13 protein-coding genes are annotated in these 12,860 nt (G+C 72.3%); 6 read left to right on the top strand and 7 right to left on the bottom strand.

The window, feature by feature from the left end; genetic code table 11:
- Positions 1–94: 94 nt before the first annotated feature.
- Positions 95–2,848, bottom strand: coding sequence for a phosphoenolpyruvate carboxylase (ppc, locus tag H7827_RS18880; RefSeq protein WP_386539236.1), 2,754 nt, complete (start codon positions 2,846–2,848; stop codon positions 95–97).
- Between the two features lie 254 nt (positions 2,849–3,102).
- On the opposite strand from ppc, the gene H7827_RS18875 reads away from it, so the two are divergent.
- The gene (locus H7827_RS18875; RefSeq protein ID WP_386539235.1) at positions 3,103–4,176 is read left to right on the top strand and encodes an acyl-CoA desaturase; all 1,074 of its coding nucleotides are present in this window, start codon (positions 3,103–3,105) and stop codon (positions 4,174–4,176) included.
- Between the two features lie 7 nt (positions 4,177–4,183).
- A complete protein-coding gene (locus tag H7827_RS18870; RefSeq protein WP_386539233.1) occupies positions 4,184–4,879 on the top strand; it encodes a TetR family transcriptional regulator in 696 nt (231 codons plus the stop codon).
- 202 nt (positions 4,880–5,081) lie between these two features.
- On the opposite strand, the gene H7827_RS18865 is transcribed toward H7827_RS18870, so the two are convergent.
- The 4 genes from H7827_RS18865 to H7827_RS18850 all read right to left on the bottom strand — a co-directional run bounded on the left by H7827_RS18865 (position 5,082) and on the right by H7827_RS18850 (position 8,548).
- On the bottom strand, positions 5,082–5,486 hold the full coding sequence (locus H7827_RS18865; RefSeq protein ID WP_030735870.1) for a rodlin: 405 nt from the start codon (positions 5,484–5,486) through the stop codon (positions 5,082–5,084).
- Between the two features lie 143 nt (positions 5,487–5,629).
- Positions 5,630–7,465: a rhamnogalacturonan lyase gene (locus tag H7827_RS18860; protein WP_432748002.1), complete on the bottom strand. Its 1,836-nt coding sequence runs from the start codon at positions 7,463–7,465 to the stop codon at positions 5,630–5,632.
- Between the two features lie 121 nt (positions 7,466–7,586).
- On the bottom strand, positions 7,587–7,730 hold the full coding sequence (locus tag H7827_RS18855) for a hypothetical protein (protein ID WP_432746654.1): 144 nt from the start codon (positions 7,728–7,730) through the stop codon (positions 7,587–7,589).
- A complete protein-coding gene (locus H7827_RS18850) occupies positions 7,727–8,548 on the bottom strand; it encodes a trans-aconitate 2-methyltransferase (protein ID WP_432746653.1) in 822 nt (273 codons plus the stop codon). The genes H7827_RS18855 and H7827_RS18850 overlap by 4 nt, the downstream gene beginning before the upstream one ends.
- 87 nt (positions 8,549–8,635) lie before the next feature.
- Between H7827_RS18850 and H7827_RS18845 the strand changes: the two genes are divergently transcribed.
- Genes H7827_RS18845 through H7827_RS18835 form a run of 3 tightly spaced genes read left to right on the top strand, consistent with a single transcriptional unit; the run spans position 8,636 to position 10,905 of the window.
- Entirely contained in the window at positions 8,636–9,133 is a 498-nt protein-coding gene (locus tag H7827_RS18845; protein WP_432746652.1) for a MarR family winged helix-turn-helix transcriptional regulator, read from the top strand.
- Between the two features lie 52 nt (positions 9,134–9,185).
- Complete coding sequence (locus tag H7827_RS18840; RefSeq protein ID WP_432746651.1) at positions 9,186–10,118, top strand: SDR family NAD(P)-dependent oxidoreductase; 933 nt, start codon at positions 9,186–9,188, stop codon at positions 10,116–10,118.
- Positions 10,119–10,173: 55 nt separating this feature from the next.
- Positions 10,174–10,905, top strand: coding sequence for a nucleotidyltransferase domain-containing protein (locus H7827_RS18835; RefSeq protein ID WP_432746650.1), 732 nt, complete (start codon positions 10,174–10,176; stop codon positions 10,903–10,905).
- A 12-nt stretch (positions 10,906–10,917) separates the two neighbouring features.
- On the opposite strand, the gene H7827_RS18830 is transcribed toward H7827_RS18835, so the two are convergent.
- Entirely contained in the window at positions 10,918–11,361 is a 444-nt protein-coding gene (locus tag H7827_RS18830) for a PIN domain-containing protein (RefSeq protein ID WP_200366677.1), read from the bottom strand.
- Positions 11,358–11,618: a CopG family transcriptional regulator gene (locus H7827_RS18825; protein ID WP_432746649.1), complete on the bottom strand. Its 261-nt coding sequence runs from the start codon at positions 11,616–11,618 to the stop codon at positions 11,358–11,360. The genes H7827_RS18830 and H7827_RS18825 overlap by 4 nt, the downstream gene beginning before the upstream one ends.
- A gap of 147 nt (positions 11,619–11,765) precedes the next feature.
- Here H7827_RS18825 and H7827_RS18820 point away from each other — a divergent pair, with 147 nt between their 5' ends.
- The gene (locus tag H7827_RS18820; protein ID WP_432746648.1) at positions 11,766–12,764 is read left to right on the top strand and encodes an arsenic resistance protein; all 999 of its coding nucleotides are present in this window, start codon (positions 11,766–11,768) and stop codon (positions 12,762–12,764) included.
- The last annotated feature ends 96 nt before the right edge of the window (positions 12,765–12,860 follow it).

Genomic DNA, 12,860 nt, shown 5'->3' with positions numbered 1-12,860 from the left:
CGGCCCGGTTGAAGTGGGTGGGCTGAGCCCACCACAGCCCGAAGGCCCCGCCCGGCGCGGTGGCCGGGCGGGGCCTTCGGGGTGGGTACGGGCGTCAGCCGGTGTTGCGCAGCCCCGCCGCCACCCCGTTCACCGTCAGCAGCAGCGCCCTGGTCAGCAGCGGATCGGGGTCCTCGCCCCGCTCGGCCGCCTCCCGCTGGCGGTGCAGCAGCGACACCTGGAGATAGGAGATCGGGTCCAGGTACGCGTCACGGATGCGCAGGGTGCGCTGGAGCGCCGGGTTGGCGTCCAGCAGCTGCGACTCCCCGGTGATGCGCAGCACCTCGGACACCGTCAGCGCGTGCTCCGCCTCGATGACGTCGAAGATGTGCTGGAGTTCCTGCGGCACCAGCGTGTCCACGTAGTGCCGGGCGATCCGCAGGTCCGTCTTCGCCAGCGTCATCTCCACGTTGGACAGGAAGTTCCGGAAGAAGTGCCAGCGACCGAACGCCTCGCTCAGCGTGTCTTCCAGTCCCGCCTCGCGGGCCGCCCGAAGTCCGGTGCCCGCCCCGAACCAGCCCGGCACGATCTGCCGCGACTGCGTCCAGCCGAACACCCACGGGATGGCCCGCAGTCCGTCGAGCCCCGCCCCCGAGTCGGGCCGGCGCGAGGGGCGCGAGCCCAGGTGGAGCTCGGCGAGCTGGTCCACCGGGGTGGCCGCGAAGAAGTACGCCGGCAGGTCCGGGTCCTCCACCAGCTTCCGGTAGGCGCCGTGCGCCGCCTCCGAGACGGTGTCCATCGCCGCGTCCCAGCGCGCCAGGTCCTCGTCCGACTGGCGCGGCGCGGTGTGCAGGGCCGAGGCCTGCAAGGTGGCCGCCACGGTCAGTTCCAGGTTCTCCCGGGCGAGGGAGGGCACCAGGTACTTGTCCGAGATGACCTCACCCTGCTCGGTCACCTTGATCTCGCCCTCCAGCGTGCCCCACGGCTGCGCCAGGATCGCGTCCTGCGTCGGGCCGCCGCCGCGCCCCACGGTGCCGCCGCGGCCGTGGAACAGCCGCAGCCGTACCCCGTGCCGGTGCGCCACGTCGCGCAGCCGCCGCTGCGCGCGGTGGATCTCCCACTGGGAGGTGGTGATCCCGCCGAACTTCGAGGAGTCGCTGTAGCCGAGCATGACCTCCTGCACGTCGTCGCGCAGCGCCACCAGGCGGCGGTAGGACGGGTCGGACAGCATCGCGTCCAGCAGTTCGTCCGCGATCCGCAGCTCGTCCGTGGTCTCCAGCAGCGGCACGATGCCGATCTTGGCCCAGCCCGCGTGCAGGTCCAGCAGCCCTGCCTCGCGCGCCAGGATGGCCGCGGCGAAGACGTCGTCCGCGCCCTGGCACATCGAGATGATGTACGACTCGATGATCTCCGGGCCGAACGCCTCCAGCGCCTTGCCGATCGTCCCGAAGACCCCCAGGGTCTTGGCGCCCGCGGCGTCCAGCGGTGCCGGGGAGGGGGCCAGCGGGCGGCGTGAGCGCAGTTCCTTGGCGAGCAGCTTGGCGCGGTACTCGCGCGGCATGTCCGCGTACCGCCAGGACTCCTCGCCGAGTCGGTCGAAGAGCTGGCCGAGCGCGTGGTGGTGGGCGTCCGCGTGCTCGCGCACGTCCATGGTGGCCAGCTGGAGGCCGAACGCCGCCACCGTCCGCATCAGCCGCTCGAGGCGGCCGTCGGCGATCAGGGCGCCGCGGTGCTCGCGCAGCGAGCGCTGGACGACGGACAGGTCCGCCAGCAGCTCCCCGGTGCCCAGGTAGTCGTGCCCGGGTACGTGGGTGGCGCCGGCCGCCAGCCGGGTGCGGGTGTTCAGCAGCTTCTGCCGGACGCAGGTCACCTTCAGCCGGTAGGGCTCCTCGGCGTTGAGCCGCTTGTAGCGCGGGGTGATCTCCGGCAGCGCCTCCAGGTCGGCGGCGAGCGAGTCCAGCAGCTCCTGGGTGGCGCCGCTGTTGCGGATGGAGTTGGACAGCGCGCTGCGCAGCTGGTCGATGTGCTCCAGCGCCATGGTGATGCCGTGCTCGTGCTGGAGCAGCAGCACGTCCCAGGTCACCGACGGGGTGACGTTGGGGTTGCCGTCGCGGTCGCCGCCGATCCAGGTGCCGAAGGTCAGCGGGCGGGTGCCGGCCGGGAGCGGGGCGCCGGCGCGCTCCAGTTCGGCCGCCAGGTCCTCCAGGAGGTCGCCGACCGCGCCGTGGTGCAGCTCGTCCAGGTAGTAGACGGCGTTGCGGGCCTCGTCGGTGGGTTCGGGGCGGGTGACGCGCAGTTCGTCCGTCTGCCAGATGAGGTCGATGTTCTCGGCCAGGCGCAGTTCGGTGCGGCGCCGGTCGCCGCCGTGCTCGGCCTCGGGCCGTTCCAGCAGTTCGGCGATCTTGCGCAGCTTGGTGAGGACCGAGCGCCGGGCGGCCTCGGTGGGGTGCGCGGTGAACACCGGGCGTACCCCGAGGTTCGCCACGGTCTGCCGCAGGTGCGCCGGGTCGGCTTCCTTGAGCATGTCGGCGGTGCGCGAGAGCGGCCCGCCCTCGGTGGCCCGCCGCGCGGCGAGTTCGCGCCCGCGGTGCACCTGTTCGGTCACGTTCGCGAGGTGGAAGTACGTGGAGAACGCCCGTACGAGCTTGGCCGCCGTCTGGAGATCCGTGTCCCCGAGCAGGGCGGCGGCGGCCTCGCCGTCCGTACGGGTGAGGGAACGGACCCGCTCGACGAGATCGAGCAGCTCAGGACCGTCCTGCCGGACCAGCGTCTCCCCGAGAAGGTCCCCCAGACGGCGGATATCCGCGCGCAGGGCACTACCACTTTCGGGGCTTTCCGCTCTCTCCGGCTTGCTGTCGGCACTGCTCACAGTTGCGGCTCCTCGCAGCTGAATGAAGCTGAATGGACAGGGATCTGGCTGGTCACGGACCGCGTTGTCCGACGGACCCCCATGGTAATGAGGCCGCCCCGCCTGGGCGGGGGCGCTTCAGGGCGTGAGATGACCTCACGGATTGCGATACAAACGTCGCCGTAGGTTACGGTCCCGTAGGTAAGCCGTGGAGGAGGACATCAGCCTCTACGTCCCCCCTATCCCCATTTCCCTCACCCGAGGAACGCCGCCTCATGACGACCAGCCCCGACCTCGTACCTTCCCAGGCCGCGCCCCCCGACTCCGCGCCGTCCGGCACCCTGGGCGGCGAACGCCGCGGCTCGGTGGAGCAGGTGGCCCTCACCGCCTTCATCGTGCTTCCCTTCCTGGCCCTGCTCGCGGCCGTCCCGCTCGCCTGGGGCCGCGGGGTGAGCTGGCTGGATCTCGGGCTGCTCGTCGCCTTCTACTTCGTCGGCTGCCACGGCATCACCGTCGGCTTCCACCGGCACTTCACGCACAGCGCCTTCAAGGCCAGGCGTCCGCTGCGCATCGCGCTGGCCATCGCCGGCTCGCTGGCACTGGAGGGCCCGGTGGTGCGCTGGGTCGCCGACCACCGCAAGCACCACCAGCACTCGGACGCCGAGGGCGACCCGCACTCCCCCTGGCGGTACGGGGAGACCGTGCCCGCGCTGCTCAAGGGCCTGTGGTGGGCGCACACCGGCTGGCTGTTCAACGTGGAGCAGACCCCGCAGCACAAGTACGCGCCCGACCTGATCAAGGACCCGGACGTCCGGCGGATCTCGCGGCAGTTCGTCCTGTGGGCCACCGTCTCGCTGACGCTGCCCGCGCTCATCGGCGGTCTGGCCACCTGGTCCTGGCAGGGGGCGCTGACCGCGTTCTTCTGGGGCTCGCTCGTGCGGGTGGCCCTGCTGCACCACGTCACCTGGTCCATCAACTCGATCTGCCACGCCACCGGCAAGCAGCCCTTCCGCTCGCGGGACCGTTCCGGCAACGTGTGGTGGCTGGCGGTGCTGTCCTGCGGGGAGTCCTGGCACAACCTGCACCACGCCGACCCGACCTGCGCGCGGCACGGCGTGGACCGTCATCAGGTGGACTCCAGCGCCCGGCTGATCCGCTGGTTCGAGAAGGCGGGCTGGGTGTACGACGTGCGCTGGCCGAAGCCGGAACGGCTGGCGGCGCGGCGGGCGCAGGGCACGGACGCGGGGGACGAGGCCGCGCGGGAGGAGCCGCAGCCGGCCCCCGCGACGGCCGCCGGCGCGTCCACCGAGCGAAACCCCGGGGAAGGCGCGCCCTCGAAGACGGCATGATGGTGGGGTGGCGACCGACGAGAGCAGCAGCAACGGCAATCAGCGAGCGGTCCGAAGTGGCACGGGCAAGGAGCGCCCGCCCCGGCGCCCGCGCCGGCGGATGACCGGCACCGAGCGCCGTGAGCAGTTGCTCGACATCGGTCGCACCCTGTTCGCCGAGCGCGGCTTCGAGGGCACCTCGGTGGAGGAGATCGCCGCCAAGGCCGGCGTCTCCAAGCCGGTGGTCTACGAGCACTTCAGCGGCAAGGAGGGTCTGTACGCGGTGATCGTGGACCGCGAGATGACCCGGCTGCTGGACATGGTGCAGGGGGCCCTGACCGCGGGGCATCCGCGCGAGCTGTGCGAGCAGGCGGCCTTCGCGCTGCTGGACTACATCGAGCAGTACACGGACGGGTTCCACATCCTGGTGCGCGACTCCCCCGTCGCCCAGGCCACCGGGACCTTCGCCTCCCTCATCGGGGACATCGCCACCCAGGTCGAGGACATCCTCGGCCTGGAGTTCAAGGCGCGCGGCTTCGATCCGAAGCTGGCGCCGATGTACGCCCAGGCGCTGGTGGGAATGGTGGCGCTGACCGGGCAGTGGTGGCTGAACGTGCGGCGGCCGGAGAAGTCCGAGGTCGCGGCGCACCTGGTGAATCTCGCGTGGAACGGCCTGCAGGGCCTGGAGCACTCCCCCCGCCTGGTGGGCCACCGCCGGGTGTGAGCCGCCCGGCCCGCGGGTCCCGGCCCCGCATCGCCCGGGCAGCCCGGGCAGCCCGGTCCTGGAACACGGAGAACCGCCCTCCGGCTGCACGGCAGCCGGAGGGCGGTTCTGATGCGGGGCAACGCCGGGGACGCCGGGGCCGCACCGGAGGTCGTGCGGCCCCGCCGCCGGATGTCCCGGCGATAGGTCAGCCGGAGCTGGATCAGCCGTTGCCGACACCGTTGTTGGAGAGGATCCCCAGGCCGGTGAGGACGTGCGACAGAGGCGCGTCGCCCTGGACGGAGCTGGAGTTCTCGGCGCAGGTCTGGTTCTGCTTCTGGGTGAGCAGGTCCTGGATGCCGACGTTGACCAGGCCAACGACGTTCTGGACGTCGACGCTGTTCAGCGGAACCGCGATGCACGGCTTGTTCAGCGAACCGTTGATCAGCGCGAAGTTCGGGGAGAACTTGCCGCTGGTCGTGGTGTTGCCGTAGATCTGGTCCGAGGCGTTGCCGTTGGACGAGATCGGGCCCAGCTGGTTGTCGGTGGCCATCGCCGGAGCAGCGGCCGCGCCCGCCATACCAACAGCCGAGGCGGCGACGGCGACCGTGGCAAGGGTCTTCTTCACGAGATGTTCCTTCCGTGTGTGGATGCCCCGCTGCGGGAGCATCCTGAACAACACGGCTGAGCAGGATCGGTTGTCATTGTTCACTCGGTCGGACCTATTACGTGCCCCTTTCAGGGGAAATGCAGGCTTCAACCATTACCTGTTCACCCTCCGGTGGCGCCGAGGGCGGTGGGCCGGGGCGGGGTACCCATCCCCTGCCCCAGGTAGAAGCTGGTGTGCGGCGGCTGGTTGTACGCGGTGTTCTGCCAGGCGAGGCCGGTGCGGTACATCCGGTCGTGGAGCAGCGTGGTGATCTTGCGGTCGGTCTCGATGGGGGTGGAGTAGATCCGCAGCGCGCGGTTGTCGCTGGTGCGCCAGATGACCTCCTCGCGCCAGTCGCCGAGGATGTCGCCGGAGAGCACGGGGGTGGCCTTGGTCCCGTTGTTGGAGGCCACGCCGGAGCCGGTCAGCAGCCGGGTGTCACCGCTGGGCCCGTACTTGTCGATGCGGGTGTCGTCCAGCAGCTCGCGCACCGGGTCGCCGTCCCACCACACCAGGAAGTTGGTGCTGGAGGGCTTGCGGCCGATCTCCCGGCCAGTGACGTCGCGCAGCTGGCCGTCGCGCGAGGACCACATCTGGGCGCCGACCGAGCCGGACCAGATGTTGCCGGCCACCCCGCGCCCGTTGTCGCCGCCTGCGGCGGTCTGCCAGCGGATCTGGCCGTTGGCGGGGTTGATGTACAGGGAGGAGGGCTGTCCGCCGGACTCGGAGACCTTGAAGTAGTCCAGGCCCGCGGTGCCGGGGTTGAAGTTCCCCAGGTGCTGGGCGTCCCCGTGGCCGGTGCGGGTGGTCCACAGCCGGGTGCCGTTGTCGTCGACGGCCATCGCCCCGTAGACGATCTCGTCGCGGCCGTCCCCGTCGACGTCGCCGATGGACAGGCTGTGGCTGCCCTGCCCGTCGTAGCCCTGGCCGACGTTGGTGGAGCTGTTGGTGTCGAAGGTCCAGCGGCGGGTCAGCCGGCCGTCCCGCCAGTCCCAGGCGGCGATGACGGTCCGGGTGTAGTAGCCGCGGGCCATGATGATGGAGGGGCGGGAGCCGTCGAGGTAGGCGGTGCCGGCCAGGAAGCGGTCCACCCGGTTGCCGTAGTTGTCGCCCCAGGAGCTGACGCTGCCACGGGCCGGGACGTAGTCGACGGTGGCCATGGCGGCGCCGGTCCGGCCGTTGAAGACGGTGAGGAACTCGGGGCCGTCCAGGACCCGGCCCGCGCTGTTGCGGTGGTCGGCGGAGGCGTTGCCGATGACCCGGCCCGTGCCGTCGACGGTGCCGTCGGCGGTCTTCATGACCACCTCGGCGCTGCCGTCGCCGTCGTAGTCGTACACCTGGAACTGGGTGTAGTGGGCGCCCGAGCGGATGTTGCGGCCCAGGTCGATCCGCCACAGCCGCTGACCGGCCAGGGTGTAGCCGTCGATGATCGTGGTACCGGTGACCCCGTCGTTGGCGTTGTCCTGGGAGTTGGACGGGTCCCACTTGAGGACGATGTCGAGCTGGCCGTCGCCGTTGAGGTCGCCGACGGAGGCGTCGTTCGCGTTGTAGGTGTAGCCCGAGCCGCCGGGCGGCTGCTGGATCGGGACGTCGTAGGAGCCGGAACGGAACTGGATGGCGTGCGGGGACCAGTCCTGCTCGGCACCGCCCACCACGGCCCGCACCCGGTAGTCGGCGCTGTTGGGGACGTCGCGGTGCAGGAAGTTGGTGGTGCCGGTGATGGGCTGGTCGTTGACCTTGACGCTGCCCCGGTAGACGTTGAAGGCGACATTGTCCGGGTCGGTGGCCAGGTAGCGCCAGCTGACCAGGTTGTTGCCGCCGGAATGGACGCTGACCAGACCGCGGTCGAGGTTCTCCAGCTGGGAGGCGGCCACCGGGGCTCCCCCGGCGGACGGGTCGTCGGCGGCGGCGGGCGCGGTCGGGGCGGCGAGCACCCCGGCGAGTACGGCGGCGCCCATCAGCACCCAGGTGCGGCGGCGACGGGGATGGCGTGGAGCTGCCACGTTCTCTCCTCGGGAAGTGGGAGGCGACTCAAGCGAAAAGAAGTCGCCACAACCCACCGGAAGGTTGCCGGACCGCTCACTGCGGTTCGAGGAATTCCAGCCGGTCGCCGACCGGGTCCTCGGTGGGGAAGCGCCGGCACCCCGGCAGCGCGTCGTCCGGGACGACGGCGGTTCCGTACGCGGCCGGCCGCGCGGCGGGCGCGTCGAGCCCGGTGATCACGGCGCCACCGCCACGGCGAAGATCCGCCGGAACGGGTACGGCGTGACGCCGCCCGGCCCCGCCGGATAGGCGGTGCGCAGCACGTCCCGGTACGCGAAGAGGAAGTCCACCCGGTCCTGCGGGTCGTCCTCCAGGGCGGCGAGCACGGGCCGCAGTCCGGTGCCCAGCATCCAGTCGAGCACCGGGTCCTCGCCGGTCAGCCGCTGGAGGTAGGTGGTCTCCCAGATGTCGACGTCCGCCGCCCCGCCGGGCCCGGTCAGCGCCTCGGCGTACCCGGCCGGGCTGAGCACCGGGCGCGGCTCCCGCAGCACCCCGGCGAGCCGGTCGCGCCAGCGCGGGCTCGCGGCCAGGTCGCGCATGAGGGTGTGACTGGGGGCGTCGAAGTTCCCCGGCACCTGGAAGGCGAGGACCCCGCCCGGGGTGAGGCCGGCGATCCACGCGGCGAAGCGCTCCGGGTGTCCCGGCACCCACTGGAGGGCGGCGTTGGAGACGATCAGCTCGTGGGAGGCGGGCGGCGGGGTCCACCGCGCGAGGTCGGCGGGGGCGAAGTCCACCGAGCCGCCGCCGTCGGTGGGGCCGGCGTGGGCGGCGGCCTCGGCGAGCATCGCGGGGGAGTTGTCGTACCCGGTGATGGCGGCGTCCGGCCAGCGCCGGGCGAGCAGTCGCGTCGGCGCGCCGGGTCCGCAGCCGAGGTCGGCGATCCGGGGCCCGGGCGGGTGCCCGGGCAGCCCGGGCACCCGGGCGAGCAGATCGAGCAGCGGCCGGGTGCGGTGGCCGCTGTGCCGCTGGTACTGACCGGGATCCCACAGATCGTTCATGGTCCGACCCTGCCCCGGGTTTATCTCGATGTCAAGATAAACGGCTTCAAGAGACTTCACGTCGACAGAACTACTACACTGCTCCCCATGAAGGACGAGGTCGATCGACTGGTCGCGGCCTGGCGCCGGGAGCGCCCCGATCTCGACGTGGAGCCGCTGGAGGTACTGAGCCGCGTCAGCAGGCTGGCCCGCCACCTCGACCGCGCACGGCGCCAGGTGTTCGCCGAACACGAGCTGGAGTCGTGGGAGTTCGACGTCCTCACCGCACTGCGCCGGGCCGGGACCCCCTACCAGCTCTCCCCCGGCGCCCTCCTCACCCAGACCCTGGTCACCTCGGGCACCATGACCAACCGCATCGACCGGCTCGCCAAGAAGGGCCTGGTCGAACGGCTCCCGGACCCCAGCGACCGGCGCGGCGTCCTCGTCCGCCTCACCCCCTCGGGCCGCCACCACGCGGACGCCGCCCTGGCCGGTCTGCTCGACCAGGAGCGCGCCATCCTGAACGGCCTCAGCACCCCCGAGCGCCAGAACCTGGCCACCCTGCTGCGCACCCTCACCGCGCCCTTCGACAACACCCCCGCCTGAGCCCGCGCCGCACACTTGCCCTGGAGCGCACTCGCGTTCGTACGGTGGGGGGATGACCACCACCGCACAGCACAGCATCGGTTCCGGGTTCGGCGCGCACAGCACGGCGCGGGATGTCGTGAACGGGATCGACCTGTCGGGACAGCTCGCGATCGTCACCGGCGGATACGCCGGTCTCGGCCTGGAGACCACCCGCGCCCTGGCCGGGGCCGGGGCCCACGTCGTCGTCCCGGCGCGGCGGCCGGCGGCGGCGCGCGAGGCCCTCGACGGGCTCGCGGAGGTCGCCGAACTCGACCTCGCCGACCTGGAGAGCGTACGGCGCTTCGCCGACGCCTTCCTGGACACCGACCGCTCCCTCGACATCCTGATCAACAACGCCGGCGTCATGGCCTGCCCCGAGACCCGGGTGGGCCCGGGATGGGAGGCCCAGTTCGCCATCAACCACCTCGGGCACCACGCGCTCGCCAACCGGCTGTGGCCGGCCCTCGCCCGGGACGGCGGCGCCCGGGTCATCGCCGTCTCCTCGGCCGGCCACATGCGCTCCGGCGTCCGCTGGGAGGACGTGCAGTTCACCCGCGGCTACGACAAGTGGCTGGCGTACGGGCAGGCCAAGACCGCCAACGCGCTGTTCGCCCGGCACCTGGACACCCTCGGCCGGGACGCGGGTGTGCGCGCCTTCTCCCTGCACCCCGGGCCCATCATGACCACCCTCCAGCGCCATCTCGCCGCCCGGGAGATGGCCGAGCTGGGCTGGACCGACGCACACGGCACCGTCCGCGCCGACTTCAAGACCCCCGCCCAGGGCGCCGCCACCCAGACCTGGGCCGCCACCTCCCCGCACCTGGCGGGCGAGGGCGGGGTGTACTGCGTGGACTGCGACATCGCCGGACCCGAGTCCGTACGGGAGTGGGCCACCGACCCGGAGCAGGCCGCCCGGCTGTGGACGCTGTCGGCCGAACTCACCGGACAGGACGCGTTCGCCTGACGGCAGCGGGCGGCACACCGGGCGGCACACCCGCGGGCCGCACTACCGTCGCACCATGCGGACGACGACGGAAGAACGGCGGCGGGTACGTGAACTCCTCCTGCGCCGGGCGGAGCACGACCCGGACATCACCGCCGCCGCCCTGACCGGCTCGGCGGCGCGGGGCGAGGAGGACGCCTGGTCCGACATCGACCTGCTCCTCGGGGTCGCGGCGGGCGTCCCCGTGGCCGGGGTGGTGGCGCGCTGGAGCAGGTACCTGTACGGCGCGCTCGGCGCCGTCCACCACTTCGACCTGCGCCCGGGCGAGGCGGTCTACCGCGCCTTCCTGCTGCCCGGCGGGCTGGAGGCGGATCTCGGGTTCACCCCGCGGGACGCTTTCGGCCGGGTCGGCGACGGTGGCTTCCTCGCCCTGTGGGGCGAGCCCGCCGCGCCCCGCCCGGGCGCGGGGGTCGACGTCGCCCATCTCGCCGGGCTCGGCTGGCACCACCTGCTGCACGCCCGCATCGCCATCGCCCGCGCCCGCCCCTGGCAGGCCGAGCACTGGATCGGCGCCGCCCGTGGCCACGTCCTGACCCTGGCCGCCCACCGGCTGGGCCTGCCCAGCTCCTACGCCAAGGGCGCCGATCGCCTGCCCCCGGAGATCACCACCCCGCTGCTGGCCTCCCTGCCCCCCGACCTCTCGGACCGGTCGCTGACCCGCGCCCTGGCGGCGGTACGGGACGCGCTGCTGACCGAACTGCGCCACCACGACCCGGCCCTGGCGGCGACGCTCGCGCCCGAACTGTGACGCGGTGCGCGCTCAGAGCGGGAGATCGTCCGGCAGCACCCGGAAAGCCTTGTGCCGGCCGAGCGGCCGCACCGCCCGGAAGTCCCGGCGGTCGAGCGTGAGGATCGCGTCCGTGTCGTAGTCGGAAGCCAGCGCGACGTTCACCGCGTCGGCCAGATCGAGGTCGAGTCCGTGGTAACGGACGCGCACGGACTGAGCAGCGGCCAGGTGGTCCTCGGTGATCTCGGGCACGAAGACCCGGCCCTTGCGCATCCAGCGCCGGATGTCGTCGACGGAGGTCATCGCCGCCGCCCGCCCCAGCTCGCGCGTGGCGACATGGTCCAGTTCCGCCAGGAGCAGCGGGGACATCACCAGCAGGCCGGCGGTCAGGATGGCCTCGTTGGCGGCCCCGTGCTCCGGATGACGTCTGTCGAGAGCGGCCAGGAGCCCCGAGGTGTCGGCGACGACAATGATCACGCGGCGGCCTCTGAGCCGCTCTCCCGCGCCACCGCGTCCCTGACCGCGTCCCGGACCTCTTCCTTGGCCAGGGTGTGTCCCGGCCCCTCGTACACGCGGGAGAACAAGGGCTCGTCCCAGACTCGGTTGGCCATGGCCGCGAGATGGATCCCCTGGCGGATGATCTCGGACTCGCTGACGCCCCGCCGCCGGGCGGCCTCCTTGATGATCGCCAGGTCCTCGGGATCGGCGTAGACATTGGTCCGCTTCATAGTCATGTACCAAGGGTAGTCCATACATCAGTTTGGCGTATGCTCACCGGCGTACCGGCGGGGAGGGAGCGCCACCCAGTCCACCCGGTGGCCGAGCGGTGCCCGCTCCCGGGTGTCCTGGTCCCCCTTCCCTCTTCCCCAGGAGCACGTACGTTGTCACCGTCATCCGGCCCGGTCGCGGCCATGGAACGGCACCAGGTTCCCGTCTATCTGGGCGCACTGGCCGCCGGTGCCCTGGTCGGACGGCTGGCGCCCGGTGCCGGCCCGGGCCTGGAACACGCCATCAACCCCGTCCTGGCCGCCCTGCTCTACGTGACCTTCCTCCAGGTGCCGGCCGCCGAACTGCTGCGTTCGCTGCGCGCGGGGCGCTTCCTGGCCGCCGCGCTGGTGGTGAACTTCGCGGTGGTGCCGCTGGTGGTCGCCGCGATGTTCCCGTTCCTGCCCGAGGACCGGGCCGTGCGGCTGGGCGTGCTGCTGGTGCTGCTCGCCCCGTGCGTGGACTACGTGATCGTCTTCAGCGGTCTGGCGGGCGGCAGCGCCGAACGGCTGCTCGCCGCCACCCCGTTGCTGCTGCTCGCGCAGATGGTGCTGCTGCCCGGCCTGCTGTTCCTCTTCATGGGCCCGGACCTGGGCGGTGTCGTGGAGGCCGGCCCGTTCGTCGAGGCGTTCACCGTGCTGATCGTCATCCCGCTGACCCTGGCCTGGCTCACCCAGGCGTGGGCGGCGCGGCGGCGCGCGGGGCAGCGGGTCGCCGGCGCGATGGGGACGGCGATGGTGCCGCTGATGGCCGCCACCTTGCTGACCGTGGTCGCCTCGCAGGTGCCGAAACTCGGCGACAGCCTGGGCGACGTGGCGCGGGTGGTCCCGTTCTACGTCCTCTTCCTGGTCGTGATGGCCTTCGCCGGCCTGGGCGTCAGCCGTCTCTTCCGCCTGGGCACGGCGGACGGCCGCGCCGTCGTCTTCACCGGCGCCACCCGCAACTCCCTGGTCGTGCTGCCCCTCGCCCTGGCGCTGCCCGACGCCCTGGCCATCGCCGCCGTGGTGGTGGTCACCCAGACGCTGGTGGAGGTGGTGGGGATGGTGATCTACGTCCGGGCGGTGCCCCGGCTGCTGCCCCTGGCCTCCCCCGGCCGGAACGGGCAGCCGGGCTGACCGCGAGGGCAACACCACCCTCCCCCCAGCCGTCCCCCACCGCCCTTGTGGGCCCGCGCGACCCCTCCGCACAATGGGCACCGTCGGCACCGAACG

This window comes from Streptomyces sp. JH002 (assembly GCF_050916115.1).
In the GTDB taxonomy this organism is placed as follows: domain Bacteria; phylum Actinomycetota; class Actinomycetes; order Streptomycetales; family Streptomycetaceae; genus Streptomyces; species Streptomyces xiamenensis.
Note: the sequence above shows the minus strand (reverse complement) of the source record. Positions and strands in the feature narration are given on the sequence as shown.